This is a genomic window from Variovorax sp. JS1663 (assembly GCF_002157355.1).
GTDB lineage: Bacteria > Pseudomonadota > Gammaproteobacteria > Burkholderiales > Burkholderiaceae_C > Variovorax.
Genome location: NZ_LYMK01000072.1, coordinates 1 through 25,046, shown reverse-complemented (window position 1 = coordinate 25,046; position 25,046 = coordinate 1). Strand labels below are relative to the sequence as shown.

Sequence of the window (25,046 nt, the reverse complement as noted above, 5' to 3'; positions counted from 1 at the left end):
GGGGTGGTGGTGGCGTCCATGGCGTGGGCTCCTCGCTCTCTGTTCAGTTGACGCGCCGCTCGCGGCCGCGCCAGTAGGGCTCGCGCACGTCCTTGCGTGAGAGCTTGCCGTTGGCGTTCTTGGGCAGGTGATTGGTGAAGTCGACGGAGCGCGGGCGCTTGAAGTCGGCCAGGCGGCCGCGGCAGAAGTCCATGAGCTCGCCGGCCTCGGCGCGGGCGCCGTCGCGCAGCACGACGATGGCCTTGACCGATTCGCCCCAGTGGTCGTCGGGCACGCCGATAACGCAGACCTCGTACACCGATTCGTGCTGCGCGAGCACGGCCTCGACCTCGGTGGGGTAGACGTTGAAGCCGCCGGAGACCAGCATCTCCTTCTTGCGGTCGACGATGTGGATGTAGCCCTCGCGGTCGACGCGGGCCAGGTCGCCGGTGTGGAGCCAGCCGTCGTCGCCGAGCGCGTCGCGGGTGGGCTCGGGGGCGCGCCAGAAGCCGGCGAAGACGTCGGGGCCGCGCACGCAGATCTCGCCGATCTCGTCGCCCTCGACGGAGCGGCCCTTTGTGTCGAGCACCTGGATGTCGGATTCGCAGGCGGGGCGGCCGCAGGCGGAGAGCAGCTCGGGGCGGCCGCCCTCGATGGCGAGCGCGTGGTCTTCGGTGGTGAGGGCGATGACGCCGCCGGTGGTCTCGCCGGCGCCGTAGCCCTGCGCGAGCACCGGGCCGAAGGCGGCCCAGGCCTCGCGGATGCGCGCGGGGGACATGGGCGCGGCGCCGTAGGAGACCAGGCGCAGGCTGCTGAGGTCGCGGGTGCGGATGCTGGGCTCGGCCAGCAGGGCGTTGATCATCGCGGGGACGAAGAAGCACATCGTGACCTTGTGCTTCTCGATGGCCTCCAGGATCTCGGCGGGCTGGAAGCGCTCCATCAGCAGCACGGTGGCGCCCTGGTAGAGCATGGGCTGGATGAACATGCCGCTGGCGTGGGTGATGGGGCCGCAGAGCATCAGCACGTCGCCGCGCTGGGCATGCATGCGGCCCATGGAGACCTTGCGCAGCGACGCCATGCGGTTGCCGACGGTCTGCATGGCGGCCTTGAGCTTGCCGGTGGAGCCGGAGGTGTAGTGCAGCACGGCCAACTCGTCGGGGCGCATGTCGACGTGGATGTGCGTGTCGGGCGCGTCGGCGAGCAGGGCCTCGTAGTCGAGCCAGCCGCCCTCGGCCGGCGCGGGCGCGAAGGCGATGCGGTGCTTCAGGCCGGGCAGGGGCGCGGCGGCTTCGTCGACCATGGCGCGGTGCTCGGGGCCGGCGAGGCAGGCGGCCGGCTCGGCGTTGGCGAGCGCGTCGGCGAGCTCGGCCGGGGCCAGGCGCGCGTTGAGCGCGACCTTGACCAGGCCGGCCTTGTAGAGCGCGCATTCGAGCTCGACGATCTCCGGGCGGTTGGGGGAGACGACGGCGACGCGGTCGCCGCGCTGCAGGCCCAGGGCGAGCAGGGCGTGCGCGAGGCGGTTGGAGCGCTGCTCCAGTTCCGCATACGTCACCGCGCGGTCGCGGAAGAGGATGGCGGGCCGGTCGGCCCAGAAGCGTGCGCTGCGCGCGGTGTACATGCCGAGGTTCATAAGGTGTGTCTCCGTGTGGGTGCAGTCTAGGAAGGCGAGAGGATGCGTTGGATAAGCGAGCGGCCCGTCTTGATAAGCTGGCGTGATCACCCGGCAAGGCGAATGGAGGCATCCCATGGGCGTGCGGCTCGACGACATCGACTACTTCCTGGCGGTGGCGCACCACGGCAAGGTGCGCGCGGCCGCGGCGGCGCTGGACGTGTCGCAGCCGGCGATCACGCAAGGCCTGCAGCGGCTGGAGAAGGAGCTGGGCTTTCCGCTCTTCGAGCGCAGCAGCCGCGGCATGCAGCTCACCGCGGTGGCGGTGCAGTTCCGCGAGCGCACGCAGGCGCTGCGCGCGAGCCTGGGCGACGCGATCAAGGAGGCGGCGGACATGCACCTGGGCGCACTGGGCGTACTGCGGGTGGGCGTTTCGCCGCTCTACGCGCAGCGGCTGTTCGTGCCGGCGACGGTGGCGCTGCACCGGCAGCGGCCGGCGGCGCGGCTGCGGGTGATGCTCAACCTGAACGACGCGTTGATCGCGGCGCTGCGGCTGGGGGACATCGACGTGTCGATCAACGCGCTGCCGGGCGCGATCCCGCCGGACCTGCACGCGCTGCCGCTGATGGACGACGCGCTGTGCCTGGTGGTGCGGGAGCACCACCCGCTGCTCGCGAAGCGGCGCCTGCGGCTGGCGGACCTGATGGATGCGCAGTGGATCCTGCCCGGCCCGGCGGTGGCGGCGCGGCGCAACGTGGAAGGCCGCCTGGCCGAGGCCGGCCTGCCGCCGCCGCGGGTGACGGTGGAAATGGGCAACACGGCGGGCGGGCAGTTGAACCAGTTGATCGCGCAGAGCGACCTGGTGTCGATCATGAGCGAGTCGCAGCTGGGCACGAGCAGTGGTCAGGGGCTGGCGCCGCTGCCGATGGCGGAGGCGCGTTTCACCCGGACCATCGGTGCCCTGACGCGCCGGGGCGTGGTGCTGCCGCCGCTGGCGCAGCGCTTCCTGGAGCTGCTGGAGGAAACGGCGCGGGGCGAGGCGGGGGCGGGCCCGGCGCGGCGGCGATCGGCGAGCGCGGCGCCGGCCGCCAGGGTGAAGAAACAGGGGCGCGGCTGAAGCCCCTGCGCGGGAACGCCTTCCCGCGGGTTGAACGCACGAAGAAAAGCCGGGCTCGGCCCGGCCTTTCTCGCGCGATGCGCTTCAGCTTCAGATCGCGAGGCGATCGCCGCGGGCGGCTGCGCGGGCCTGGGTGCGCACGCTGGCGCGGTCGACCTGCGATTCGACGCGCGTGACGCCTTGGCCGTAGCCTTCCGCGTAAGGGTTCGCGCTGCGGGCAGCGGCGACTCCCTGCGAGCGGACCGAGCCGCGCTCGACCGAGCTGGCGATGTGGGTCACGCCTTGCCCGGCGACGTCGCTGAACTGGTCGCCGCTGCGTGCAGCCGCGACGCCTTCGGCGCGGACCGCCGCGCGGCTCTGGGTCGACGTGACCTTGGCCACGCCGTCATAGGTTTCTGCGTGGACGCCTGCGGCAGCGAGGATCGCGAGTGCAAAGCCGGAGATGAGCTTGGAAGCGGTGTTCATGATCGGATTCCTTCAGGTCGTTGAATGGGGTTGGTGTGGGAAGAAGTTTGCGCCCGCAAGGGGCCTCGTGCATGTGCGTTTTCGCACCCCGGTGTTCATGTCGTGGAAATAATCGGATCTTTCAGGAGAACCCATGTTTGACCACGTCAAGTTCGGCGTCAGCGACTTTGCAGCGAGCAAGGATTTCTTTCTCCAGGCACTCGAGCCGCTCGGCGTCGCCGTGGTGGGAGAGGGACAGCCGAGCTACGGCGTCGAGATGAGCCCGAAGGGCCAGGCCTCGCTGTGCCTGTTCCAGACCGCGGAGAAGCCGGCGCATCTTCACCTGGCGTTCAAGGCCCAGAACCGTGGGCAGGTGGACGCCTTCTATCGCGCGGCACTGGCGGCGGGTGGCCAGGACAACGGGGCGCCGGGTCTGCGCCCCCACTACCACGCGAACTACTACGCAGCGTTCGTCATCGGTCCGGATGGGCACAACGTCGAAGTGGTTTGCAACGAGCCCGAGAGGACCGAAGCCAAGACGGTGAAGCGAATGGACAACGTCCTGATCGTTGTCGACGACCTCGAGGCGGTGAAGGCGTTCTTCATCGAGTTGGGCCTCGAGGTCGAGGGCCAGAACACGGTTGAAGGGACTGCGGTCGGGAGCCTTATAGGACTCGGAGACGTCCGAGCAACCCTCGCGATGCTGCGGACTCCCGATGGGCAGGGAATTGAACTGGACAAATTCCATACGCCCAGTGCAGTCAGGTTCGGACCCATGGACGCGCCGGTGAACGCTCTGGGTCTTCGTCGCATCATGTTCGCCGTTGATGACATCGATGCCGTCATTGCGCGGATGCAGGCCCACGGAGCAGAACTCATCGGCCGGATGCAGTACGAGAAATCGTATCGGCTCGCCTACATTCGTGGGCCGGAGGGCATCATCGTCGGGCTTGCCGAGCAGCTTGGCTGAAGGCGGGCGGCGTTTTCAGGTACTTGCCGCAGATTGGCGTCGAGCCGAACGCACAGGGAAAAGGCATCGGGGCGGCGTTGATGCGTCACGCTCTCGCCCGTTGCGACCAGGAGCGAACACTGGCATATCTCGAGGCTTCGAAACCGCAGAACATCCCGTTCTACCAGCGCCATGGTTTCAAGGTGATAGGCGAGATCCAGGTGGGTTCGGCACCGCTCGTCACGCCCATGCTGCGTGAGCCCCGCCGACCATGACGCATGGCTCGGGGCGAGCGGGCCAGGGCCAGCAGGCCTATCTGCGCGCAAAGAGCGGCTGCTCGTAGTGCGCGACGCGGGTGATGCGCCCCGCCATGCACACCTCGCGGAACTGGTAGAGGAAGGCCGCGGTCGGCGCGGCGATCCAGGTGTCGCCCACGGGCATGCGCAGCACGGGGTGCACGCTGTCCTCGATGGGGTCGAGCAGCGGCGCGTCGGCGCGCATGAACTCGCTGACCGGGATGCGGTGGATGCTGGCCACCTCGGCCTCGCTCGGCACCAGGGAACGCGCGGAGCCGGCCCAGACCACGAACGGCGTGATGGCGAAGCCCGAGCGGGTGGCGAAGTCGTCGAGCCGGCCGAGGATCGCGGACGCATCGAGCTGGAGCCCCACTTCCTCGTGCAGCTCGCGCAGGGCGGCCTGCTCCTGCGTCTCGCCATCGTCGACGCTGCCGCCCGGCAGGGCCCATTGGTTGGGGTGATTGCGCAGGGTGAGGGCGCGGCGGGTCAGCAGCACGGCGGCCTCGGTGCTCCACATCGTAGGCGCGCGCATGCCGGGCAGCACGGCGCCGAAGCCTTCCTCGATGATGGCGAGTGCCACGGCGGCGCGCTTCGCGCCCGGCGGGTTCAGCGCGTGGCGCTCGAAGGCCTGCAGGCGGCCGGCGATGCGGCTGCGCAGGGCGTCGTCGGCCGGCAGGGGAAGGTGGGAGCGCGGCATCGGGTGATTCTGGCGCAAGGGCGCGGCACGGCGCCGATCAGCCGGCCTGCGGGGCACGGCGCTCCTGCGGCTTCAGGCCCGGCAGCCGGGCGAGCTGCTCCGCGAGGAACTCGACCAGCAGCCGCACGCGCAAGGGCTGCTGCCGCCGGGGCGCGTAGAGCAGATGGGCCTGCTGCACGGGGCCGGTGTGGCGCGGCAGCACGCGCACGAGCTCGCGCGTGGCGACCCGGTCCGCCACCGCCCAGGCGGGCTGCAGCGCGATGCCGACGCCCTGGCGCACGCAGTCGAGCATAGCCACGGCGCTGTTGACGCGGTAGCGGCTGCGCACGGGCACGTCGACACTGCGGCCGTCGCGCTCGTCGCGCAGGACCAGGCCGTCGTCGGCGCCGGAGGCATAGCGGATGTAGTCGTGCGCCGTGAGCGCCTGCGGCTGGCGCGGGCGGCCGCGGCGCGCAATGTAGTCGGGCGCGGCGACCAGCCAGCGGGGCCAGCTGCCAGCGGGGCGGGCGACGAGGTTCTGCGGCAGGGGGCCGCCCAGGCGCAGCGCGACGTCGATGCGCTCCTCCACCGGGTCGATGAAGCGGTCTTCCAGCAGCATCTCGATCTCGATCTGCGGATGGCGCTCGAGGAAGGCCAGCACCATCGCGTTGACGCGCAGCTCGCCCATGGCGCGGGGCGCGCTCAGGCGCAGCAGGCCGCTCGCGGTCTGCGTCTGCGCGTGCAGCTCGGCGAGCGCCTCGTCGTAGTCCTCCAGCAGGCGCTGCGCGCGCTCGTGGAAGCGCCGGCCTTCGTCGGTGAGGGCGAGGCGCGCGGCGCCGCGCTGAAGGAGCCGCGCGCCGATCGCGTGCTCCAGCGCGGAAAGCAGCTTGCTGACCGTGGGCTGCGTGGTGTGCATGGCCCGCGCCGCGCCGGAGAGGGAGCCGAGCTCGACGCTGTGGACGAAGGCCTTGAGGGCGCGGAGGGTGTCCATGGTGGGTATTCGAATCTGGAATTCGGTCGATTCCATTCTGCCTTCTTCTCAACGGATCGGGCATGCGGGACAGTGCAGGCACCTCTTCGCTTTTTCATCCAGGAGATTCGAGATGCCTTCCGTTCTTCGCACCCCATGGGCCCGCTTCGCCGGCGCGGCCGCGCTGGCTGCCGTTCTGTCGCTGGGCGCGCACGGCGCCGCCGCTGGCCCGCTCGCCACGCATTGGGCGCCCAGCTGGACGGCGGCACCGCAGCCGCTCTGGCAGGGCGACTTCGTGCTGCCCACCAACGTGCCTTTCCAGTTCAACCGGCAGACGCTGCGCCAGGTGGCGCGGGTGAGCATCGGTGGGCCGCGGCTGCGGGTGGAAATCAGCAACGAGTTCGGCACGACGCCGCTGCGCATCGGCGCGGCCTCGGTGGCGCGGCATCGCGAGGGTTCGGCGGTGGAGGCGGGCAGCGAGCGGCCCCTGCGCTTCGGCGGCCGCGGCGAGGTGGTGCTGGCGCCGGGCACGCGCGCGGTGAGCGATCCGGTCGACCTGCCGGTGCCGGCGCTGGGCCGCGTGGCGGTGTCGCTGTACCTGCCGCAGCCGACGGCGCCGTCCACCTTTCATTGGGATGCGCACCAGACGGCGTATGTGGCCGAGGGCGACCAGACCGCCGCGGCGCGCCTGCCGGCCAACGCCACGACGCTGGGCACCCGCGTGTTCCTGAGCGCGCTGATGGTCGAGTCGCCCACGCCGCCGAAGACGGTGGTCGCGCTCGGCGATTCGCTGACCGACGGCAATGGCAGCACGCCGGATGCGGACCGCCGCTGGCCCGATGCGCTGGCCGAGCGGCTGAGCGGGCGCGGCGTGGCGGTGCTGAATGCCGGCATCTCCGGCGGTCGCCTGCTCAAGCCGGGCATGGGGCTGAGCGCGCTGGCCCGCGTGCAGCGCGACGTGCTGGGCCAGCCCGGCGTGCGCGCGATGGTCGTGATGCTGGGCACGAACGACATCGGCTGGCCGGGCGGCCCCTTCGCACCGCAGGAGCCGCCAATGACAGCCGAGGCCATGATCGACGGCCTGCGCCAGCTGATCGCCCAGGCGCACGCGCACAACGTGCGCATCGTGGGCGGCACCATCGCGCCGAACGAGAACGCGCTGCAGGGCACACCGATCGAAGGGCACCACAGCCCCTCGAAGGACCGCGTGCGGCAGACCGTCAATCGCTGGATCCGCGAGGGCGGCGAGTTCGATGCGGTGGTGGATTTCGACGCGTTGCTGCGCGACCCGGCGCGCCCGTCGCGGCTGCTGCCGGCCTACGACTCGGGTGACCACCTGCATCCGGGCGACACGGGTGCGAAGGCGATGGCGCAGGCGATCGATCTCGATGCGCTGCTTGGCGAGCGGGTGTCGCAGCCTTGATGCGTGCGGGGCGGTGCTTTTTGTATGGCCCTGTATCCAGGGCCGGCGCGGACACGAGAGCATTCAAAAACCCCGCCATCCCGACACACCGGAGATACGCGCCGCCGATGCAATAGGGACTCCGATTCAACGACCAAAGGATTTCCCAGTGACCAAGATTCGAACCTTCGCCACCGCCCTGCTGATCGCGGGCAGCAGCCTCGCCATGGGCTTCGCGCATGCGCAGCCTGCCGGCATCGGCCGCACCGACATCCTGCAGCATGAGCTCGGCCGTTCGGGGCAGGAGATCATCCAGGCACGCGTCGACTTCGCCCCCGGCGCGGTGTCGGCGAACCACTCGCATCCGGGCGTGGAGGTCGCTTATGTGCTGGAAGGCACGCTGGAGTACCAGGTGGAAGGCCAGGCCCCGGTCACGCTCCAGGCCGGCCAGGCCTTGTACATTCCGGCCGGCGCGAACCACCTGGCGCGGAACGTCGGCACCGTCAAAGCGGCCGAGCTCGCCACGTACGTGGTGGCCAAGGGCAAGCCGCTGATCGTGCCGGCGAAATAGGCGGTTGACCGCCTGAATGCACGGCGAGCTCAGCGCAGGCTCTCAGGTCGCCTTGATCGCAAAGCGCTTGATGATGTCCCCGTACTGCTTCGTCTCCAGCCGCATGCGCTCGGCAAACTGCCGGCCCGGCATGGCGACCAGGTCGGTGCCCAGGGCGACGAGCTTGGCCCGCGTCTCCGGCCGCTGCAATACCGCCGCGGCGGACTTCTCCAGCTGCTGGACGACCTCGGCAGGCGTGCGCGCAGGCACCAGCAAGCCGTACCACGCGACGAAGTCGTCGTCGCGCATCAGGCCCAGCGCTTCGCCCAGGGTCGGAACGTCGGGCACCAGCGGCGAGCGCTTCGGCTGCGTGACGGCCAGCGCCACCAGCTTGCCCGATTGCAGGTGCGAAAGCAGCGGCGGCGCGCCAACCAGCGCGAAGGACACCTCGCCGCCGAGGGCCGCGACCGTGGCAGGCGCCGCGCCCTTGTAGGGCACGTGCACGATGTCCATGCCGAGCTGCGAGCGCAGCAGCTCCACGGCGATGTGCTGCGGCGTGCCGTTGCCGGGCGTGCCGATGGTGATGCCGCCCGGCGCCTTGCGCGCCGCCTCGAGCGCGGCACGCAATGTCTTCGCGCCCAGGGAGGCGTTCGCGACCAGCAGGTTGGGCGACTGGGACACCAGCATGATGGGAATGAAGTCGCTCAGGGGCGCATACGGCGCCTTGCCGTGGAGCGAAGGCGCGATGGTCAGCTCCGGATTGCCGGCGAAGAGGACCGTGTACCCATCCGGTGCCGCCTTCGATGCGGCTTCGGCGCCCAGCATGCCGCCGGCGCCGGCGCGGTTGTCGACGACGAAGCTCTGCCGCAGCGCCTCGCCCAGGCCCTGCGCCATCAGGCGCGCGACGGCATCGATGCCGCCCCCGGCGGCGTAGGGAACGATCATCTTCACCGGCGCGCCGGGGTAGGACTGCGCGAAGGCCCGGCCCATGCCAGTGGCCAGGGAGGCGCCTAGCGCGGCGAGGACGGTTCTGCGTTGCATTCGATGTCTCCTTCGTTCTGATCGAGTATCCGGCCCGGGTTGAGCAGCTGCTGCGGGTCCAGGGCCCGCTTGAGGCGCCGCATGAGCTCGACTTCCGACGGGCTGCGCGAGACGAGCAGGAATTCCTTCTTGAGCCGGCCGACGCCGTGCTCGGCGCTGATCGTGCCGCGGCGTCCGCGCAGCGCGCCGTAGGCGGTCTCCTCCACCGCATGCAGCGCCTGCGCATCGACCGGCCCGCTGATGAGGTGCAGGTTGTTGTCGCCGAGGTGGCCGAGGAACAGATGCTCGGCGGAGGGAACACGCTGGGTCAGTGCGGCCTCGACCTCGCCGATGTAGCCCGCGGTGTCGGCCCACGGCATGCCGATGTCCAGCGCCGCCGTGGGTTTGAGGTGCGACAGCACTTCCGGGATCGATTCGCGCAGGCGCCAGAAGGCCTCGCGGTGCGCCAGGGTGGCGGCGAAGGCGCAGTCGGTGATGCCGCCGCTCCCCAGCGAATCGGCCAGGGCCGACTGCAGCGCGTCTTCCATCGACTGGCCGGCCGATCCGGCGGCTTCCACCAGCACATGCCAGGGGGCCGCGGCGCCCAGTGGCGCGGCCTGTTCGCAAAGCCGCGAAGCCAGTCCCACGAAACGGCCGGACATGAATTCGAAGGCGCAGAGGGCCGGCCCCATGCGGCCCTTGAGCGCACGCAGCAAGTCGGGCAGGGCCTCGAAGCGGTCGGCCGTCACCCAGGCGGCAGCCACCTCGCCCATCGGCGGATGCAGCCGCAGCGTGAGGCGGGTGATGATGCCCAGCGTGCCCTCGGTGCCGATGAAGAGGAAGCGCGGATCGAAGCCCGTGCTGTTCTTGACCAGGCGCGTGAGCGAGGACACCACCGTGCCGTCGGCGAGCACCGCTTCGACGCCCAGCACCGAGTCGCGCATGGTGCCGTAGCGGATCACACGGATGCCGCCCGCGTTGGTCGCCGCATTGCCGCCCACGGTGCAGCTGCCGCGCGCGCCGAGGTCGACCGCGAACATCCAGCCCTGCGCGGCGGCCGCCTCCTGCACCTGCTGCAGCGTCGCGCCGGCCTGCACCTGCATGACGCCTTCGAGCGCATCGATGTCTTCGATGCGGTTCATGCGCTCGAGATTGATCACCACGTCGCCATCGCCGGGCACGGCCCCGCCCGCCAGGCCGGTCATGCCGCCCTGCACGGTGATGCGGCGGCCCTCGGCGCGGCAGCGGCGCACGAGGGCGGCGACTTCCTCGGTGGTGGTCGGGCGGTGCAGCTCGCTCGGCATGCCGTGCGGCAGGCCGCTCCAGTCCTTCAGGAAGCGCTCGTCGATGGCGGTCGCATTCATGGCGCCGGCCTCACCGAGGCCTGCATCCTGACCGGGGTGGACGTGGACGAGCCCAGCTGGTGCGCAGCATCCGGCCCGCCGTAGTGTTCGATGAGCCGGGCCTGGTCGGCCTGCGCCTGCCGGTCGACCGCCTCGGGGTCGCAGATCGCCAGCAGGGCCTGGTGCATCTCGGCGAGCACGTGCGCATGCGCGGCGCTGCCGGCGAGATCGACGAGTTCCTCGGGATCGTCCTGCAGGTCGAAGAGCTCGGGCCGGAAGCCGACATAGTGGTGGTATTTCCAGCGCCCCTTGCGCAGCATGAAGCCGGCGCTGTTGCTGCCCGCCGCGTGGTACTCGCTGAGGATCGGACGCTCGGGCTCGGGCGCGGCGGCCGCGATGTCGTACAGCGAGCGCCCCGGCCGGCCCGCCATCTCCGGCGCCGGGTCGAGGCCGGCTCCTTCGAGGATGGTCGGGAACAGGTCCAGCAGGTCGACCGGCGTGTCGCACACCGAGGGCGCGACGCCCGGGCCGGCCAGCAGCATCGGCACCTTCACGCTCTCCTCGTACAGCGTGGACTTGCCCCACACGCCGCGCGCGCCGAGGTTGTCGCCATGGTCGGAGGTGTAGATGAGCTGCGTGCTGTCCTCGAGCCCGGCTTCGCGCAGGGCGGCCGACATCAAGCCGACGTTGTGGTCGAGCCAGCTGCACAGGCCGTAGTAGGCGGCGAAGGCGCGGCGCCGCTCGTGCGCATCGGCAAAGCGTTCTTCCGAAGGCATGAAGTCGCAGTACTCCTGCACCCACGGATGCCGCAGGTAGCCGGTGGCGGGGTGCAGCTTGGGCTCGGGCAGGCTGTCGAGAGGGTAGAGGTTGTAGAAGGCCTCGGGCACCACCAGCGGGAAATGCGGCGCGACCAGGCCCACGTACAGCACGAAGCCCTGCTCGGCGCGCCGGGCGGCCTCGCCCAGCCAATCGACCGCGCGCTGCGTCACCGCGCGGTCGTACTGCGTGTACGACGATTCGCCGGGGCCGATGCGCTCGCCCAGCATGCGCGGGCCGTCGGGCCGCGGGCGGAAGGGGTTGCGGATGGAGGCCCACACCATGCCGTGGCCGCCGACCACGTGCATCGGCAGGTGCTCGGCGTCGAAGCCAGCAGGGTCCTCCTCGCTGCGGTAGTGCAGCTTGCCGATGCTTTCCACGCGGATGCGGTGCTCCTGCAGCACATGGCCCCAGCCGCGCTGTGCGCCGGTGTAGGGCATGGCGTTGTCCCACAGGCGCAGCTGGTGCACCCGCAGGCCGGTCGCGAACGCGGCACGCGCCGGCACGCAGATCGGGCTGGGTGTGTAGGCATTGGTGAAGCGCACGCCGCGGCGCGCGAGCGCATCGAGATGCGGCGTCTGCACGAAGGGATGGCCGGAGCATCCCATCATGCGCGGGTCGTGCTCATCGGACATGATGACCACGACGTTTCTCTTCTCTGCCATGTCTTGTCTCCTGTTGAAGGAGACTGTGAGCGCTCCGGCGCTGCGAATCCAATACTGTCTGCGGATACGCCGCTTTCATTTTTTCTTATGGCTCGCCCCGGGAAGGCTGCCGTGGAGCCGGCCGTCGCGCACCATGCCGTGCACCAGCGTGACGAGCGTGTCGCGCACCGCCTCGGCCGCGGGCGCCAGCGGCCGGTCGCGCGGCCACACGACCGCCTGCACGCGGGTGAGCGCCGGGCCAGCCACCGGCCGGCCGGCGATCGCCTTGGCCAGCACCGCGTCGTGGCAGGCGCTAGGCGGCATGATCGAGAAGGCGAGGCCCTCGCGCACCACGCCGATCAGCATCGCCGGGCTGTTGAGTTCGTAGCGCACGTCGAGCCGCCGCCCCGTCGCGCTCGCGGCCCGCTCGATGATCTTGCGCAGGTCGTGGGCGCCGTCGGGCTCCGCCAGCGGAAGCGCCGCAACCTGCTCGAAGCTCATCTGCGCGGGCTTGCGCCGCATGGACGCGGCGGCACCGAAGAGCATGAAGCGCTCCTCGAACAAGGGCAGCGACTCCATGCCCTGGAGCTCCGAAGGGCTCGGTACGGCCGCCAACTGCGCCTGGCCCGACTCCACCTGCGCCCGGACCTCGGACGACATGCCTTCGCGCACCGTCAGCTCGATGCCGGGGAAGGATTCGGCCATGGCCCGCAGCAGCGGCGCCACCAGCAGGCCGGCGATCGATCCGGCGATCGAAAGACGCACTGCGCCGGAGGGCCGCACATCCCGGCCCGCGACCTGTTCCTTGAGCGCGTCGGTGCGCGCGAGCAGGTCGACGGCCTTGTCGAAGAGCAGGCGCCCGGCGGGCGAAAGTTCCGCGCCGCGCGCGTGGCGCTTGAACAGCACGACCTCGAGGTCTTCCTCCAGCGCCGAGATGTTCTGGCTCAGCGCGGGCTGCGCGATGCTGAGGTGTTCGGCCGCGCGCGAGAAGCTGCGGCTCTGGGCGATCTCGACGAAATAGCGGAGCTGGCGCAGGGTGATGTTCATGGGCGTGCTCGATGTCTCCGGCCCGGCGGTCCTACAGGGGACAAGCACGCGTTCTCACACCCCGCAGGTGCGAGCCGCGTGCAAACTCGCGTGTCGTTCGCCGCCGGCTTGGGTCGGCATTGTCGGCGGTCTGTCTTCCACTCTTCCAAGGAGCGCATGCATGGAAACCCAAGAGCTGCACCGCGGGCGCCTGATCGACCACATCCAGCTGGTCGTGCGCGATCTGCCCGCGAGCCAGGCCTTCTACACGGCGGTGTTCGAGGTGTTGAAGATTCCGCTGGGCGGCACCGGCGAAGGCTATTTCTGGGCGGACGAGTTGTTCGTGTCCACGGCCGACAGCGAAGCCGCGCAGGGCGAGCTGACCGGGCGCCACCACCTGGCCTTCCAGGCCGGGGACAGGGCGACGGTCGATGCCTTTTACGAGGCCGCGCTGGCGCATGGCGGCACCGACAACGGCGCGCCCGGCGAGCGGCCCTACCACCCGGGCTACTACGCCTGCTTCGTGCTGGACCCGGACGGGAACAACATCGAAGCGGTGTTCCACGGCGAGGCGCAACGCAGCGCGCCGTCGGTGAAGGTCACGTTCTGAGGGGCCGCGCAGCCTTGCTTCAACGTCCTACATCTTCACGCGCAAGAGGCCGGCTCCACCAAGGGCTGAACCGCGGGCGCGGACGCCACGGTGGCCGCCGCCACGATGGGCGCCAACGGCCGGATCGACACGCAGACGATGCGCCAGCCGGTCATCGGCTTCGTGCTGACCAACCTCGGGTTGGAGGCGGGTGTATCGCTGCAGGGAGCGAAGATCAGCGAGGTGCGCGTCTAGCCCGAGGGATTCGCGGCGCGATTCACCCCGGCCCTTCGCGCCGCAGGCTGTTGCCCAGCGCGGTCTTGCGCAGGATCACCGCGAAGGACTGCACCACGGCGGGCCTCGTTTCGCCGAGCCGCCAGAGGATGCCCGGCGTGCGGATCGGCGTCGGGCTTTCCAGCGGAATCACCTTCAGCCCCGGCATGCCCTCCGGCACCGCGTTGATGGCCACGATCGATCCGATCATCGTGCGCGCCACCAGCGCGAGCATCGGCGCCACGGTCGACATCTCGGCCACCACGGTCGGCTCGCAGCCCGCCGCGCGAAAGCACTCCTCCAGCATCGTCCGTGTGGAGAAGGCCCGCGACACCAGCACCAGGTCCTGCCGGTGCAGCTCCACCATGCGGATGCGCTTGCGCTCGGCCAGGGGGTGCGCGGTGGCGACGACCAGCACCATCTCCTCGTTGTAGAGCGGCTCGAACCACAGGCCCCGCGGGTCCTCGGGCCGGTAGGAGATGCCGAGGTCCAGCTCGCCCGCCACCAGCCGCGCGGCGATCACCTCGGCGGCCAGTTCCTCGACCGTGATGCGCACCGTGGGATGCCGCGCCAGCGAGAGCGCCACGCATTCGGGGATCAGGCCGATGTTGAAGGTGTGCGTGGCACCGATGCGCACCTGGCCCGTGAGGTTGCCGGACCCGGGCTTGAGCAGGGCGACGCCCTGGTCGACCTCCCTCAGCGCGCGGGCGGCAAAGCCGCGCAGCAGCTCGCCGGCCTCGGTGGTCACGACCTTCTTGCCGATGCGCTCGAAAAGCGGCTGGCCCAGCTCGTCCTCGAGCTGCTTGATCTGGTGCGACAGGGTGGACTGGGTGACGTGCACCCGCTCCGCGGCCCGCGTGAAGCTCAGGCAATCGGCCAGCGCGACGAAGTAGCGCAGATGGCGCATCTCCATGAAAACCCCTGCGAATGATCGACAGCATCGATGATATCCATGGAAATTCATCATTTGTCGCTGGCTTTCCCGAGGCCTATCGTCCACGCCACACCAGAGAGACAACAGGAGACGCGACGTGGCCGACTACAACCAGGACAGCATCACCCAGGACGTGCTCGATGCCTTCGCCAAGACGCCCGACCCGCGCCTGCGCGAGCTGATCACGGCATTGGTGAAGCACATCCATGCCTACGCGCGTGAGGTGGACCTGAAGCCCGGGGAATGGCTCGCGGCGATGAAGTTCCTCGAGGCCACGGGGCGGATCTCCACCGACAAGCGGCCCGAATTCATCCTGCTGTCGGACACGCTGGGCCTGTCGATGATGGTGGTGGCGCTGGACCAGGCGCGCGCCAGCGGCCCGGCCCAGGGCGCGACGGAGGCGACCGAGGCCACGGTGGAAGGCCCCTTCTACTGGGCCGGCGCGCCCGAGCAGCCGCTGGGCGCCGACATCCGCGGCGACGCGCGCGGCGAGCCCACCTTCTACATGGGCCGCGTGACCGACGTGCACGGCGCGCCGCTGGAAGGCGCCCTGCTCGACGTGTGGTCGGGCGACGGCGAAGGCAAGTACGACGTGCAGCTGAGCAGCGAGCCGACGATGGCGGCGCGCGGGCGCTTTCGCACCGATGCGCAGGGGCGCTACTGGTTCTGGTCGATCCGGCCCGCGTACTACCCGATTCCCGACGACGGCCCGGTGGGCGACATGATGCGCGCCACCGAGCGCAGCATCTACCGGCCCGGCCACATCCACCTGCAGGTCTCGGCGCCGGGGCATGTGACGCTGACCACGCAGGTGTTCGTCGGCGGCAGCCCGTACATCGAGCAGGACGCGGTGTTCGGCAAGCGCGACAGCCTGGTGGTGGACTTCGAGTCGCACCCGCCGGGCAAGGCGGTGGACGGGCGCGAGATGCCCGTGCCCTATTACTCGGCGAGCTTCGACGTGCGTCTCGCGCCGGTGCCGACCTGAGCACCGCTCCCTCTACTCACTTCTCTTTGCAAGGACCCTCATGAAGATCGGCAAGGCCACCGTGCCGCGCACGGCCATCTGCACCTCGGACGAACACACCATCGTGATCCGCGGGCGCGACCTGTCGAAGGAGCTGATCGGCAAGATCGCCTTCGTCGACCATTTCTTCCTGCTGCTGACCGGGCAGATGCCGAGCGCGGGCCAGGCCGCGGTGCTCAACGCCACGCTGGTGGCGATCGCCGAGCACGGGCTGGTGCCCAGCGTGCAGGCCGCGCGCATGACCTTCGCCGCCGCGCCCGACGCGATGCAGGGCGCGGTGGCGGCAGGCATCCTGGGCTGCGGCTCGGTGGTGCTGGGCTCGTCGGAGACGGCGGGGCGCATGTACGCCGAGATCGATGCGCAGATGCAGGCCGGCACGCCGATGGACGAGGCGGCGCTGTCGGTGATGAAAGCCTGGCGCGCGGCGGGCCGCTCGGTCCCGGGTTACGGCCACCCGCTGCACAAGGAGCGCGACGCGCGCGTGGGCGCGCTGTTCGACGCGGCCAAGGCCGCCGGCACGAGCCTGCGCTTCGTCGAGATCGCGGAGGCCTGTGAACGCCTGATCCCGGGGCTGCTCAACAAACCGCTGCGGCTGAACGTCTCGGGCGCGATCCCGGCGGTGCTGCTGGGCGCGGGCTTCCCGGTCGAAGCGCTCAAGGGCGTGCCGATGCTCGCGCGCACCGCGGGGCTGATCGCGCACATGGTGGAGGAGATCCGCCAGCCGATCGGCTTCGCGCTGTCGTACCAAGCGACGCGCGAAGTCGAGTACGAGGGTGAGGTGCCCCCGGGTTTCGGGACGCACGCATGATCCCCGTCCTCCAGGGCCTCAAGGTCATCGAGCAGGGCACCTTCATCACGGGGCCGGCCGCCGGCATGCTGCTGGGCGACCTGGGCGCGGACGTGATCAAGGTGGAGGTACCGCAGACGGGCGACCCCTTCCGCGCCTTCAAGAACGGCCTGTACAGCCCGCACTACCAGACCTACAACCGCAACAAGCGCAGCATCACGCTCGACACCAAGGACGCGGCCGACCGCGAGGTCTTCGATGCGCTGATCGCGGATGCCGACGTCTACATCCAGAACTTCCGCCCCGGCGTGGCGGAGAAGCTGGGCGTGGGCGCGGAGCGGCTGCGGGCGCTCAACCCGAAGCTGGTCTACGTCGCCATCAGCGGCTTCGGCGCCACCGGCCCGGCGGCCGGGCGGCCGGCCTACGACACGGTCGCGCAGGCGGCCAGCGGCTTCCTCAACCTGCTGGTGAACCCCGAGAACCCGCGCGTGGTGGGCCCCGCCATCGCCGATGCGCTGACGGGCTTCTATGCCGCCTACGGCGCACTGGGCGCGCTGTTCGAGCGCGGCCGCACGGGCACGGGCCGCAAGGTGGAGGTGTCGATGCTGGAGGCGATGACGCACTTCAACCTCGATGCCTTCACGCACTACTTCCAGGTCGACGAGGTGATGGGGCCCTACAGCCGGCCGAGCGTGTCGCAGTCCTACGTGCTGCGCTGCGCGGACGGCAAGTGGATCGCGCTGCACATGTCCTCGCCGGAGAAGTTCTGGCGCGGCCTGGCGGTGGCGATCGAGCAGCCGGACATCTTCGAGGACGCGCGCTTCGCCACCCGCGAGGCGCGCATCGACAACCAGGAGACGCTGATCGCCTTGCTGGGCGAGCGCTTCCGCACCCAGCCGCGCGACGAGTGGTGCCGCCGCCTGGCGTGCGAGGACGTGCCGCACGCGCCGATGTACGACACCAGCGAGGCGCTGGAAGACCCGCAGGCCAAGCACCTGCAGCTGATGACCTCGGCCGAGCACCCTGTGATGGGCCTGTTCCGCACGGTGCGCTCGCCGGTCAGCTTCGACGGCGTGCGCGCGCTCGAGGTGCGGCCGCCGCCGATGCTGGGCGAGCACAACGATGAGATACGCGCTTCGCTGAAGCAGCGCCACTGAGCCCGCAAGACAACAAGGACGGAGACAAGCCATGAATTTCAGGACGACGATGCGATGCCTGGCCGCCGCGCTGCTGGTGGCGCTGGGCACCACGGCCGCCGCGCAGGACAAGGGCCCCATCAAGATGATCGTGCCTTTCGGCGCCGGCACCACCACCGACCAGGTGGCGCGCGTGGTGGGCGAGGCGCTGGGCAAGCAGCTGCAGCAGCCGGTGATCGTGGACAACCGCGCCGGCGCGGGCGGCTCGACCGGCAGCGACCTGGTGGCCAAGGCCGCGCCCGACGGCCGCACGCTGGTGATGGGCACGGTGGGCACGCACGCCATCAACGCATCGCTCTTCAGCAAGCTGCCCTACGACCCGCTGCGCGACTTCGCGCCGGTGGCCTTCGTCGGCTACACGCCGACGCTGCTGGTGGTGTCGGCCGAGTCGCCCATCAAGTCACTGAAGGACCTGGCCCAGGCCGCGGCGCGCCCGGCCGGCGTGACCTTCGCCTCGGCCGGCAACGGCACCTCGGGGCACCTGGCGGGCGAGCTGCTGGCGCAGCGGCTGGGCGGCAAGATGATCCACGTGCCCTACAAGGAAGGCGCGGCCGCGCTGACGGGCGTGATCGGCTCGCAGGTGGACTTCATGTTCTATCACCCGGCCGCGGTGATGCCGCAGATCAAGGCCGGCAAGCTGCGCGCGCTGGGCGCCAGCGGCGCGGTGCGCAGCGCGGCGGCAAGCGAGGTGCCCACGCTGATGGAGCAGGGCGTCGCCGACTTCGACCTGGTCGCCTGGTTCATGCTCTACGCGCCGGCCGCGACGCCGGCGGACACGCTCGCGAACCTGCGCAAGGCAGGCGCCGCCGCGCTCGCCCAGTCCGACGTGGCCCTGCGGCTGCGCGACCAGGGCATCGAGGCGCGCTCCCTGCGCGCGGAGGAGATGCAGCCCTTCAACAAGATCGAACTCGTGAAGTGGGCCGGGCTCGTCAAGCGTTCCGGCGCCCAGGTGGATTGACCCTTTCTTTCGTTCGCATCACAAAACCATAGGAGACGAGGATCATGAAGACGCAGCAGCAGCTTCCAGGCATTCCCCGCCGCACGGCCATGGCCGCCCTGGCCTTCGCCGCATCGGGCATCGCGCTCGCGCAGCAGCCCGCGGGCCAGCCGGTGCGCATCGGCAGCACGCTGGCGCTGACCGGGCCGCTCTCGGCCACCGCGCAGATCCACAAGCTGGTGGGCGAGATCTACGTCGAGCAGCTCAACAAGCGCGGCGGCCTGCTGGGGCGGCCGGTGGAGTGGGTGGTGAAGGACGACCAGTCCAAGCCCGATCTCGCGCGCACGCTCTACGAGCAGCTCGTCACCGCCGACAAGGTGGACCTGCTGATGGGCCCCTATGCGACCGGAGCCATTCTCTCGGCGATGGGCGTGGCGCAGCGCTACAACAAGGTGCTGGTGCACCACACGCTGGGCATTCCCTCGCTGGCGAAGTACGACATGCAGTTCCCGGCCTGGTCGATCGGCTCCGACCCGGCGACCACGGTGCCCAACACGCTCTTCGACGCGCTCGCGGCCTCGGGCAAGCCGCCGAAGACGGTGGCGGTGGTGACCAGCAAGTTCCCCTCGATCCAGTTCATGAGCGCAGGCGCGCGCGAGGTGATCAAGAAGCGCGGGCTGACCGAGGTGCTGTTCCTCGAATGGGATTTCGGCAACCGCGACTTCGGCCCCATCGCCAACCGCGTGAAGGATGCCAAGCCCGACTTCGTGTGGGTCGGCGCGATCGGGCTGGAGGGCAACCTGCTGCTCGACGCGATGAAGAAGATCGACTATGCGCCGCCGCTGCACTTCTATCTGTACCCGGCGCCCGGGCCGCTGCTGGCCTCGCCGGATGCGAAGAACGCGCTGTCGGCCACCATCTTCGAGGACCAGCCGCCCTTCACCGCCAACCTGGGCGCGGCCGAGTTCGTGAAGATCTACCGCGAGCGCGCGACCAAGGCCGGCTTCCCCGACACCTCGGTCGAGACCCAGGCCGCCGCCTCGTACACCGCCTGGCAGATCCTGGAGGCCGGCGTGGTCAACACCAAGAGCCTGGACGACAAGGCCATCGGCACCTGGCTCAAGGCCAACCGGGTCGACACGCTGCAGGGCAAGCTGCGCTTCGACGGCACCGGCAACTTCGGCGACGACCTGATGCGCATCAAGCAGATCCAGGATGGGAAGTGGGTGGTGGTGTGGCCGAAGGAAGTGACGTCCGGCGGCGCAAAACTCATCACTCCCTGACATGTCGGGCTTCACGCTGCCCAGCATCTCGCTGCTGTCCCAGTCGATCCTCTCGGGCATCTTCGTCGGTGCGCTCTACGGATTGATGGGCCTGGGCCTCAGCCTGAGCTGGGGCCTGCTGCGCCTGATCAACCTGGCGCATTTCGCCTTCGCCTTCCTGGCGGCTTACCTGTGCTACCAGATGGCGACCATGGGCATGGACCCGCTGCTGACGCTGGTGGTGATCGTGCCGCTCTTCTTCGCGCTGGGCGCGGCGCTGCACTGGGTGATGGTGCGCTTCTCGGTCACGCCCTTCAACTCGCTGCTGCTGACCTTCGGGCTCACGGGCATCGCCGAGAGCGTGATCCAGTCGATCTGGACCGCCGACTTCCGCAAGCTGGAGTCGAGCTACGGCGAGCACAAGTTCAAGGTCGCCGGGCTCTTCGTGCCGGTGCCGGAACTGATCACGCTGGTGATCGCCGTGGCGCTGGCCTTCGCCGTGTGGGCGGTGCTGCGCTACACCGACCTGGGCCGCGCGCTTCGCGCCGCCGCACAGGACGGCCCGGTGGCCGCGGCCTTCGGCGTGAACGAGCGGGCGTTGGGGCTGATCCTGGCCGGCACCTGCGCGGCGCTGGCGAGCATCGCGGGCGTGTGCCTGGCGCTGAGCTTCACGCTCACGCCCTCGCAGATGTATGCCTGGATCGGCGTGGTGTTCGCCGCCGTGATGCTGGGCGGACTGGGCAGCGCGCTCGGGCCGCTGGTGGCCGGCACGCTGATCGGCGTGAGCGAGGCGGTGACGATGGCGGTGACCGCGCCTTCGTGGGCGCCGATCGTGTCCTTCACGCTGCTGATCGTGATCCTCATCCTCAAGCCCGGGAAGGCGGCATGAAGCGAACCCCTGTCTTCATCCTCGCCGCCGGCGCGGCGCTGGCCTTCCTGCCGCAGCTGGGCCTGCCGGCGTTCTACGACTCGTTCCTGTACCTGGTGCTGCACTGGGTGGTGCTGGCCACCTCGTGGAACATCCTGTCGGGCTACTCGGGCTACTTCTCCTTCGGGCACGGCGCCTTCTTCGGCGCGGGCATCTACACCAGCGCGAACCTCATGTCGCGCTTCGACTGGCCCTTCCTGTGGACGCTGCCCGTGGCCGCGCTCGTGGCCGCGGTGCTGGGCGTGGCGCTGGGCGCGGTGGTGTTCCGCGTCAAGGGCGTGCGCGGCGAGCTGTTCGCGCTGCTGACGCTGGCCATCACCTTCGTGATCGGGACCATCGTGGTCAACACACCGCTGGACGGCGGCAACGGCGTCTCGCTGGCCGCGGTGGCGGTGCCGAAGATCGGGCCCACGGCCTCGTCGACCTTCTACCTGCTGGCGCTGGCCGCGGCGGTGGCGACGCTGTTGATCGCCTGGGGCATCCAGGTGTCGAAGTTCGGCGCCGGGCTGTTCGCGATCCACGACGACGAGGATGCAGCCGAGGTGATGGGCGTGCCGACCTACCGCTACAAGCTGCTGGCGCTCGCGATCTCCTGCGCGCTGGCAGGGGTGGCGGGGGGCATCCATGCGCTCTTCCTTTCCTATGTGACGGCGGGCGAGGTGTTCACGATCGCGGTGCCGCTGACGGTGGTGCTGATGAGCGTGCTGGGCGGGACGCGCCACTGGGCCGGGCCGGCGATCGGCGCGGTGGCGATCACCGGGCTGCTCTACAGCTTCACCGCGGCCGACCATGCGGTGGCGGGCAAGGCGCTGATCGGGGCGGTCCTGATCGCGGCCATCCTCTTCATGCCGGAGGGCATCCTGGCGCGGGTGCAGCGCGTCTGGCGGCGCGCGCCTGCCTTGCCCCCTCTCCCTCTGGGAGAGGGCCTGGGCGAGGGGACCGGCCCTTCGAACCGGCACGGCGATGGCGCAGGCCCGGTGCCCTCACCCCAACCCTCTCCCCAACCCTCTCCCCAACCCTCTCCCAGAGGGAGAGGGAGCCAGACCCCGGGCGAGGTGCTGCTGCGCGTGCAGGGCCTCCGCAAGTCCTTCAAGGGCGTGCGTGCACTGGCCGGCGTGAACGTCGAGGTGCGGCGCGGAGAAATCCTCGGCCTGCTCGGGCCCAACGGCTCGGGCAAGTCCACCTTCATCAACGTGGTGAGCGGCCATTACACGCCCACCGGCGGCTCGATCTGGTTCGAGGACAAGTGCCTCAACGGCTTCCCGGCCCACCGCATCGCGGGCAGCGGCATCGCGCGCACCTACCAGATCCCGCGGCCCTTCGGCCACCTGAGCGTGCTGCAGAACGTGGCCATCGCCACGATGTTCGGCGGCGCGATCGGCGACCCCGTGAAGGCCAATCGGCTGGCCATGCAATGGCTGGAGTTCACGGGGCTTCAGGACAAGGCGATGGCGCGGCCGGAAGACCTGAACCTGCACCAGCGCAAGTTCCTCGAGCTGGCGCGCGCGCTGGCCTCGCGGCCGCGCCTGGTGCTGCTCGACGAAGTGCTGTGCGGGCTGACGCCGAGCGAGATCGACGAGGCGGTGGCGCTGATCCGGCGCATCCGCGACCAGGGCGCCACCATCGTCTTCGTCGAACACGTGATGCGCGCGGTGATGGCGCTGACCGACCGCATCGTGGTCTTCAACCATGGCGAGCTGCTGGCCGAGGGCGGGGTGCGCGACGTGATGCAGCGCCCCGAGGTGATGAGCGCCTATCTGGGGCAGGTGGCCCATGCTTGAAATTCGCGACCTCGAAGTGGCCTATGGCGCGGCCCGCGCGCTGTGGGGCGTGTCGCTCGACCTGCGCGACCGCGAGCTGCTGTGCGTGGTCGGGCCGAACGGCGCGGGCAAGACCACGCTGATCGGCGCCATCGCCGGCATGCTGCGCGCGCGCGCCGGCCGCATCGTGCTCGACGGGCGCGATCTCACGCAGCTGCCGCCGCATCGCTTCTGCGAGGCCGGCATCGCGCTGGTGCCCGAGGGGCGCCGGCTCTTCACCGGCATGAGCGTGCTGGAGAACCTGGAGCTGGGCAGCTTCATGCGCGAGGCGAAGGCGCGGCGGCGCCAGACGCTGGACCAGGTGATCGAGCTCTTCCCCGTGATCGAGGAGAAGCTCGCGAGCCCGGCCGGCGAGCTCTCGGGCGGGCAGCAGCAGATGGTGGCGATCGCGCGCGCGCTGATGGCGCGGCCGCGCCTGCTGCTGCTGGACGAGCCCTCGCTCGGGCTCTCGCCGCGCATCGTGAACGACATGTTCGCCGCCATCCGGCGCATCAACACCGAGGGCATCTCGGTGCTGCTGGTGGAGCAGAACGTCGCGATGGCGATGGAGGTGTCGCAGCGCGCCTACGTGCTGGAGGAGGGCCGCGTGGTGGCCGAGGGCCTGCCGCAGGAGCTGATGGCGCGCCCCGAGATCCAGCACGCGTACCTGGGCGTGTGACGCCCTCGAATTCAACCGGAGAAGCCCATGCTGTTCCCCACCACCATCGTCGGCAGTTTTCCGCAGCCGGAGTGGCTGATCGACCGCGCCAAGCTCGCGGGCCGCTTCCCGCCGCGCGTGCGGGCGCGTGAGCTGTGGCGCATTCCGCCGCAGTACCTGGAGGAGGCGCAGAACGATGCGACGCTGATGGCGATCCGCGCGCAGGAGGAGGCCGGCCTGGACATCGTGAGCGACGGCGAGATCCGGCGCGAGAGCTACTCGAACCGCTTCGCGACCGCGCTCGACGGCGTGGACCTCGACAACCCCGGCACGGCGCTGGACCGCTCGGGCCACCCCAACCCGGTGCCGCGCATCGTCGGCCGCATCCGCCGCCGCCATGCGGTGGAGGTGGAAGACCTGAAGTTCCTGCGCGCGCACACCGACCGGCAGGTGAAGATCACCGTGCCCGGGCCGTTCACGATGCTGCAGCAGGCGCAGAACGATTTCTACGAGACCGAGGCAGAGGCGGCGATGGACTATGCCGACGCGGTCAACGCCGAGATCCGCGACCTCTTCGCCGCCGGCGCGGACGTGGTGCAGATCGACGAGCCCTACATGCAGGCGCGGCCCGAGAAGGCGCGGCAGTACGGGCTGGATGCGCTCAACCGCGCGCTCGACGGCATCACGGGCACGACCGCAGTGCACATCTGCTTCGGGTATGCGGCCATCATCCACCAGCGGCCGAGCGGCTATTCCTTTCTGCCCGAGCTGGCGCAGTGCCGGTGCAGGCAGGTGTCGATCGAGACGGCGCAGTCGAATCTGGACTGCGCGGCGCTGCAGCCGCTGGAGGGCAAGCGGATCATGGTGGGCTGCATCGACCTGTCCACGCCCGAGGTGGAATCGGTGGAGACCATCGTCCAGCGCATCCGCCGCGCGCTGCCCTACGTGAAGCCGGAGAACGTGATCCTGGCGCCGGACTGCGGCATGAAATACCTGCCGCGCGCGGCGGCGATCGGAAAGCTGCGCGCGATGGTGGCGGCCGCCCGGGTGCTGCGCGAGGAGCATGCGGCGGCCTGACGTCCGCTGCGCAAGCCTACAGCTGGCAGAAGATGGTCTTCATCGCCGAGTCGTTGCGCTTGTAGTTCGGCCCCGGCACCGTGAAGACCTCATCGAGCAGCACGAGCGCCGTCATCTTCGCCACGTCGAACAGCGGCTCGCGCTGGGCGCCGCCATCGATCTGGTGCGCGCGCAGCAGCTCGGTGCCCTTGGTGCCGATGCCGTAGCACTGCGGTTCGACCAGGCGCACGCGCCCGTTGTAGGAAAAGCGCAGCCTGCGCTTCTCCAGGATGGCCTGGACGATGAGCGGGTTCATCGCCGACACGCGCATCATCAGGCGCTCCCCGGCTCGCGCTGCAGCAGGGCGGCGCAGCGCTTGACGCGGCCGATGGTGCCCATCGCGCCCACGTCGAGTTCGGGCCGCTCGCGGCGCCACTGATCGAGGATTGCGTCCACCGCGTCGGCCGGGCGCTTCTTGCTCACCATGGTCAAAGCCCCATTTGCCTTGATGCCGGGATTTTCTGCTGTCGCGCGCCGAAGCGGATCACAATGCGCCTTCGTTCCATGGGCTTGGAACTGCAGGCATGCAGGACGATTCCCTCAAGCCGGCGCAGGCTCTGCGCCGGCTGATCGACGGATACCAGCTTTCACAAGCGATCCACGTCGCGGCAACGGTGACCTGCCCCCTTCAGCCGTGCCAGTGTTGAGTTAGCGAGTCCAAGGTTTTGGAGACTACTTGATCTCCGGTGATTGCCCAGCATC

The 25,046-nt window shown here is 70.0% G+C and carries 26 protein-coding genes and 3 pseudogenes; 18 read left to right on the top strand and 11 right to left on the bottom strand.

Annotated features, from left to right (window positions below):
- Positions 1-43: 43 nt before the first annotated feature.
- Positions 44-1,609: an AMP-binding protein gene (locus A8M77_RS32795; RefSeq protein ID WP_086925655.1), complete on the bottom strand. Its 1,566-nt coding sequence runs from the start codon at positions 1,607-1,609 to the stop codon at positions 44-46.
- Between the two features lie 82 nt (positions 1,610-1,691).
- Here A8M77_RS32795 and A8M77_RS32790 point away from each other — a divergent pair, with 82 nt between their 5' ends.
- Positions 1,692-2,705, top strand: a complete 1,014-nt coding sequence (locus A8M77_RS32790) for a LysR family transcriptional regulator (RefSeq protein ID WP_143694863.1) — start codon at positions 1,692-1,694, stop codon at positions 2,703-2,705.
- Positions 2,706-2,795: 90 nt separating this feature from the next.
- Here A8M77_RS32790 and A8M77_RS32785 read toward each other — a convergent pair whose 3' ends face one another.
- Positions 2,796-3,170 (bottom strand): hypothetical protein, encoded by a 375-nt coding sequence (locus A8M77_RS32785; RefSeq protein ID WP_086925653.1) that lies wholly within the window; start codon positions 3,168-3,170, stop codon positions 2,796-2,798.
- Between the two features lie 133 nt (positions 3,171-3,303).
- On the opposite strand from A8M77_RS32785, the pseudogene A8M77_RS32780 reads away from it, so the two are divergent.
- From A8M77_RS32780 to A8M77_RS37075, 3 genes and pseudogenes are all read left to right on the top strand, one after another.
- Positions 3,304-3,672, top strand: a pseudogene (locus A8M77_RS32780) (VOC family protein); the annotation flags it as partial.
- A 27-nt stretch (positions 3,673-3,699) separates the two neighbouring features.
- Positions 3,700-4,119: a VOC family protein gene (locus tag A8M77_RS32775; RefSeq protein WP_086925660.1), complete on the top strand. Its 420-nt coding sequence runs from the start codon at positions 3,700-3,702 to the stop codon at positions 4,117-4,119.
- A 23-nt stretch (positions 4,120-4,142) separates the two neighbouring features.
- Positions 4,143-4,373 (top strand): GNAT family N-acetyltransferase, encoded by a 231-nt coding sequence (locus A8M77_RS37075; protein WP_272947469.1) that lies wholly within the window; start codon positions 4,143-4,145, stop codon positions 4,371-4,373.
- 37 nt (positions 4,374-4,410) lie between these two features.
- On the opposite strand, the gene A8M77_RS32765 is transcribed toward A8M77_RS37075, so the two are convergent.
- Positions 4,411-5,091 carry an NUDIX hydrolase gene (locus tag A8M77_RS32765; RefSeq protein WP_086925651.1) on the bottom strand — a complete coding sequence of 227 codons (681 nt, stop codon included), beginning with the start codon at positions 5,089-5,091 and terminating at the stop codon, positions 4,411-4,413.
- Between the two features lie 37 nt (positions 5,092-5,128).
- Positions 5,129-6,061 (bottom strand): LysR family transcriptional regulator, encoded by a 933-nt coding sequence (locus A8M77_RS32760; RefSeq protein ID WP_086925659.1) that lies wholly within the window; start codon positions 6,059-6,061, stop codon positions 5,129-5,131.
- 112 nt (positions 6,062-6,173) lie between these two features.
- Here A8M77_RS32760 and A8M77_RS32755 point away from each other — a divergent pair, with 112 nt between their 5' ends.
- Both A8M77_RS32755 and A8M77_RS32750 read left to right on the top strand, forming a co-directional pair.
- Positions 6,174-7,463: an SGNH/GDSL hydrolase family protein gene (locus tag A8M77_RS32755; RefSeq protein WP_086925650.1), complete on the top strand. Its 1,290-nt coding sequence runs from the start codon at positions 6,174-6,176 to the stop codon at positions 7,461-7,463.
- Between the two features lie 148 nt (positions 7,464-7,611).
- Positions 7,612-8,013: a cupin domain-containing protein gene (locus A8M77_RS32750; RefSeq protein WP_238137053.1), complete on the top strand. Its 402-nt coding sequence runs from the start codon at positions 7,612-7,614 to the stop codon at positions 8,011-8,013.
- 42 nt (positions 8,014-8,055) lie between these two features.
- Here the strand turns inward: A8M77_RS32750 and A8M77_RS32745 are convergent, their stop codons facing one another.
- The 4 genes from A8M77_RS32745 to A8M77_RS32730 all read right to left on the bottom strand — a co-directional run bounded on the left by A8M77_RS32745 (position 8,056) and on the right by A8M77_RS32730 (position 12,862).
- Positions 8,056-9,033, bottom strand: coding sequence for a Bug family tripartite tricarboxylate transporter substrate binding protein (locus A8M77_RS32745; RefSeq protein WP_086925649.1), 978 nt, complete (start codon positions 9,031-9,033; stop codon positions 8,056-8,058).
- Positions 9,003-10,376: an FAD-binding oxidoreductase gene (locus tag A8M77_RS32740; RefSeq protein WP_086925648.1), complete on the bottom strand. Its 1,374-nt coding sequence runs from the start codon at positions 10,374-10,376 to the stop codon at positions 9,003-9,005. The genes A8M77_RS32745 and A8M77_RS32740 overlap by 31 nt, the downstream gene beginning before the upstream one ends.
- The gene (locus A8M77_RS32735; RefSeq protein WP_086925647.1) at positions 10,373-11,836 is read right to left on the bottom strand and encodes a sulfatase-like hydrolase/transferase; all 1,464 of its coding nucleotides are present in this window, start codon (positions 11,834-11,836) and stop codon (positions 10,373-10,375) included. The genes A8M77_RS32740 and A8M77_RS32735 overlap by 4 nt, the downstream gene beginning before the upstream one ends.
- Before the next feature lie 75 nt (positions 11,837-11,911).
- On the bottom strand, positions 11,912-12,862 hold the full coding sequence (locus A8M77_RS32730; protein ID WP_086925646.1) for a LysR family transcriptional regulator: 951 nt from the start codon (positions 12,860-12,862) through the stop codon (positions 11,912-11,914).
- A gap of 160 nt (positions 12,863-13,022) precedes the next feature.
- Between A8M77_RS32730 and A8M77_RS32725 the strand changes: the two genes are divergently transcribed.
- On the top strand, positions 13,023-13,451 hold the full coding sequence (locus A8M77_RS32725) for a VOC family protein (protein ID WP_086925645.1): 429 nt from the start codon (positions 13,023-13,025) through the stop codon (positions 13,449-13,451).
- Positions 13,452-13,520: 69 nt separating this feature from the next.
- Positions 13,521-13,685: pseudogene (locus A8M77_RS32720) on the top strand (twin-arginine translocation pathway signal); the annotation flags it as partial.
- A 22-nt stretch (positions 13,686-13,707) separates the two neighbouring features.
- Here the strand turns inward: A8M77_RS32720 and A8M77_RS32715 are convergent.
- On the bottom strand, positions 13,708-14,616 hold the full coding sequence (locus A8M77_RS32715) for a LysR substrate-binding domain-containing protein (RefSeq protein WP_086925644.1): 909 nt from the start codon (positions 14,614-14,616) through the stop codon (positions 13,708-13,710).
- Positions 14,617-14,734: 118 nt separating this feature from the next.
- On the opposite strand from A8M77_RS32715, the gene A8M77_RS32710 reads away from it, so the two are divergent.
- The 9 genes from A8M77_RS32710 to A8M77_RS32670 are packed head-to-tail and all read left to right on the top strand — an operon-like array spanning position 14,735 to position 24,305.
- Positions 14,735-15,622 (top strand): dioxygenase family protein, encoded by an 888-nt coding sequence (locus A8M77_RS32710; RefSeq protein WP_086925643.1) that lies wholly within the window; start codon positions 14,735-14,737, stop codon positions 15,620-15,622.
- A gap of 40 nt (positions 15,623-15,662) precedes the next feature.
- Positions 15,663-16,469: a citryl-CoA lyase gene (locus tag A8M77_RS32705; protein WP_086925642.1), complete on the top strand. Its 807-nt coding sequence runs from the start codon at positions 15,663-15,665 to the stop codon at positions 16,467-16,469.
- Positions 16,466-17,605 carry a CaiB/BaiF CoA transferase family protein gene (locus A8M77_RS32700; RefSeq protein WP_086925641.1) on the top strand — a complete coding sequence of 380 codons (1,140 nt, stop codon included), beginning with the start codon at positions 16,466-16,468 and terminating at the stop codon, positions 17,603-17,605. The genes A8M77_RS32705 and A8M77_RS32700 overlap by 4 nt, the downstream gene beginning before the upstream one ends.
- A 31-nt stretch (positions 17,606-17,636) precedes the next feature.
- Positions 17,637-18,602: a Bug family tripartite tricarboxylate transporter substrate binding protein gene (locus A8M77_RS32695; protein WP_086925640.1), complete on the top strand. Its 966-nt coding sequence runs from the start codon at positions 17,637-17,639 to the stop codon at positions 18,600-18,602.
- 44 nt (positions 18,603-18,646) lie between these two features.
- Positions 18,647-19,864: an amino acid ABC transporter substrate-binding protein gene (locus A8M77_RS32690; protein ID WP_192871712.1), complete on the top strand. Its 1,218-nt coding sequence runs from the start codon at positions 18,647-18,649 to the stop codon at positions 19,862-19,864.
- Position 19,865: 1 nt separating this feature from the next.
- Positions 19,866-20,732: a branched-chain amino acid ABC transporter permease gene (locus A8M77_RS32685; RefSeq protein WP_086925639.1), complete on the top strand. Its 867-nt coding sequence runs from the start codon at positions 19,866-19,868 to the stop codon at positions 20,730-20,732.
- Positions 20,729-22,552 (top strand): branched-chain amino acid ABC transporter ATP-binding protein/permease, encoded by a 1,824-nt coding sequence (locus tag A8M77_RS32680; protein WP_086925638.1) that lies wholly within the window; start codon positions 20,729-20,731, stop codon positions 22,550-22,552. The genes A8M77_RS32685 and A8M77_RS32680 overlap by 4 nt, the downstream gene beginning before the upstream one ends.
- Positions 22,545-23,249 (top strand): ABC transporter ATP-binding protein, encoded by a 705-nt coding sequence (locus tag A8M77_RS32675; protein WP_086925637.1) that lies wholly within the window; start codon positions 22,545-22,547, stop codon positions 23,247-23,249. Before A8M77_RS32680 ends, A8M77_RS32675 begins: the two co-directional genes overlap by 8 nt.
- A 27-nt stretch (positions 23,250-23,276) precedes the next feature.
- Entirely contained in the window at positions 23,277-24,305 is a 1,029-nt protein-coding gene (locus tag A8M77_RS32670) for a uroporphyrinogen decarboxylase family protein (protein WP_086925636.1), read from the top strand.
- Positions 24,306-24,321: 16 nt separating this feature from the next.
- Here A8M77_RS32670 and A8M77_RS32665 read toward each other — a convergent pair whose 3' ends face one another.
- The gene (locus A8M77_RS32665) at positions 24,322-24,618 is read right to left on the bottom strand and encodes a hypothetical protein (RefSeq protein WP_202820682.1); all 297 of its coding nucleotides are present in this window, start codon (positions 24,616-24,618) and stop codon (positions 24,322-24,324) included.
- Between the two features lie 17 nt (positions 24,619-24,635).
- Positions 24,636-24,770, bottom strand: a pseudogene (locus A8M77_RS32660) (MarR family transcriptional regulator); the annotation flags it as partial.
- 98 nt (positions 24,771-24,868) lie between these two features.
- Between A8M77_RS32660 and A8M77_RS37335 the strand changes: the two are divergent.
- A complete protein-coding gene (locus A8M77_RS37335) occupies positions 24,869-24,991 on the top strand; it encodes a hypothetical protein (protein ID WP_272947468.1) in 123 nt (40 codons plus the stop codon).
- The last annotated feature ends 55 nt before the right edge of the window (positions 24,992-25,046 follow it).

Coding starts and splice junctions, on each gene's coding strand:
- A8M77_RS32700 (WP_086925641.1), top strand. CDS start 16,466: ATGATCCCCGTCCTCCAGGGCCTCAAGGTCATCGAGCAGGGCACCTTC.
- A8M77_RS32695 (WP_086925640.1), top strand. CDS start 17,637: ATGAATTTCAGGACGACGATGCGATGCCTGGCCGCCGCGCTGCTGGTG.
- A8M77_RS37335 (WP_272947468.1), top strand. CDS start 24,869: ATGCAGGACGATTCCCTCAAGCCGGCGCAGGCTCTGCGCCGGCTGATC.
- A8M77_RS32725 (WP_086925645.1), top strand. CDS start 13,023: ATGGAAACCCAAGAGCTGCACCGCGGGCGCCTGATCGACCACATCCAG.
- A8M77_RS32735 (WP_086925647.1), bottom strand. CDS start 11,836: ATGGCAGAGAAGAGAAACGTCGTGGTCATCATGTCCGATGAGCACGAC.
- A8M77_RS32755 (WP_086925650.1), top strand. CDS start 6,174: ATGCCTTCCGTTCTTCGCACCCCATGGGCCCGCTTCGCCGGCGCGGCC.
- A8M77_RS32690 (WP_192871712.1), top strand. CDS start 18,647: ATGAAGACGCAGCAGCAGCTTCCAGGCATTCCCCGCCGCACGGCCATG.
- A8M77_RS32745 (WP_086925649.1), bottom strand. CDS start 9,033: ATGCAACGCAGAACCGTCCTCGCCGCGCTAGGCGCCTCCCTGGCCACT.
- A8M77_RS32760 (WP_086925659.1), bottom strand. CDS start 6,061: ATGGACACCCTCCGCGCCCTCAAGGCCTTCGTCCACAGCGTCGAGCTC.
- A8M77_RS32685 (WP_086925639.1), top strand. CDS start 19,866: ATGTCGGGCTTCACGCTGCCCAGCATCTCGCTGCTGTCCCAGTCGATC.
- A8M77_RS32765 (WP_086925651.1), bottom strand. CDS start 5,091: ATGCCGCGCTCCCACCTTCCCCTGCCGGCCGACGACGCCCTGCGCAGC.
- A8M77_RS32665 (WP_202820682.1), bottom strand. CDS start 24,618: ATGATGCGCGTGTCGGCGATGAACCCGCTCATCGTCCAGGCCATCCTG.
- A8M77_RS32795 (WP_086925655.1), bottom strand. CDS start 1,609: ATGAACCTCGGCATGTACACCGCGCGCAGCGCACGCTTCTGGGCCGAC.
- A8M77_RS32675 (WP_086925637.1), top strand. CDS start 22,545: ATGCTTGAAATTCGCGACCTCGAAGTGGCCTATGGCGCGGCCCGCGCG.
- A8M77_RS32740 (WP_086925648.1), bottom strand. CDS start 10,376: ATGAATGCGACCGCCATCGACGAGCGCTTCCTGAAGGACTGGAGCGGC.
- A8M77_RS32785 (WP_086925653.1), bottom strand. CDS start 3,170: ATGAACACCGCTTCCAAGCTCATCTCCGGCTTTGCACTCGCGATCCTC.
- A8M77_RS32775 (WP_086925660.1), top strand. CDS start 3,700: ATGGACAACGTCCTGATCGTTGTCGACGACCTCGAGGCGGTGAAGGCG.
- A8M77_RS32680 (WP_086925638.1), top strand. CDS start 20,729: ATGAAGCGAACCCCTGTCTTCATCCTCGCCGCCGGCGCGGCGCTGGCC.
- A8M77_RS32730 (WP_086925646.1), bottom strand. CDS start 12,862: ATGAACATCACCCTGCGCCAGCTCCGCTATTTCGTCGAGATCGCCCAG.
- A8M77_RS32670 (WP_086925636.1), top strand. CDS start 23,277: ATGCTGTTCCCCACCACCATCGTCGGCAGTTTTCCGCAGCCGGAGTGG.
- A8M77_RS32705 (WP_086925642.1), top strand. CDS start 15,663: ATGAAGATCGGCAAGGCCACCGTGCCGCGCACGGCCATCTGCACCTCG.
- A8M77_RS32715 (WP_086925644.1), bottom strand. CDS start 14,616: ATGGAGATGCGCCATCTGCGCTACTTCGTCGCGCTGGCCGATTGCCTG.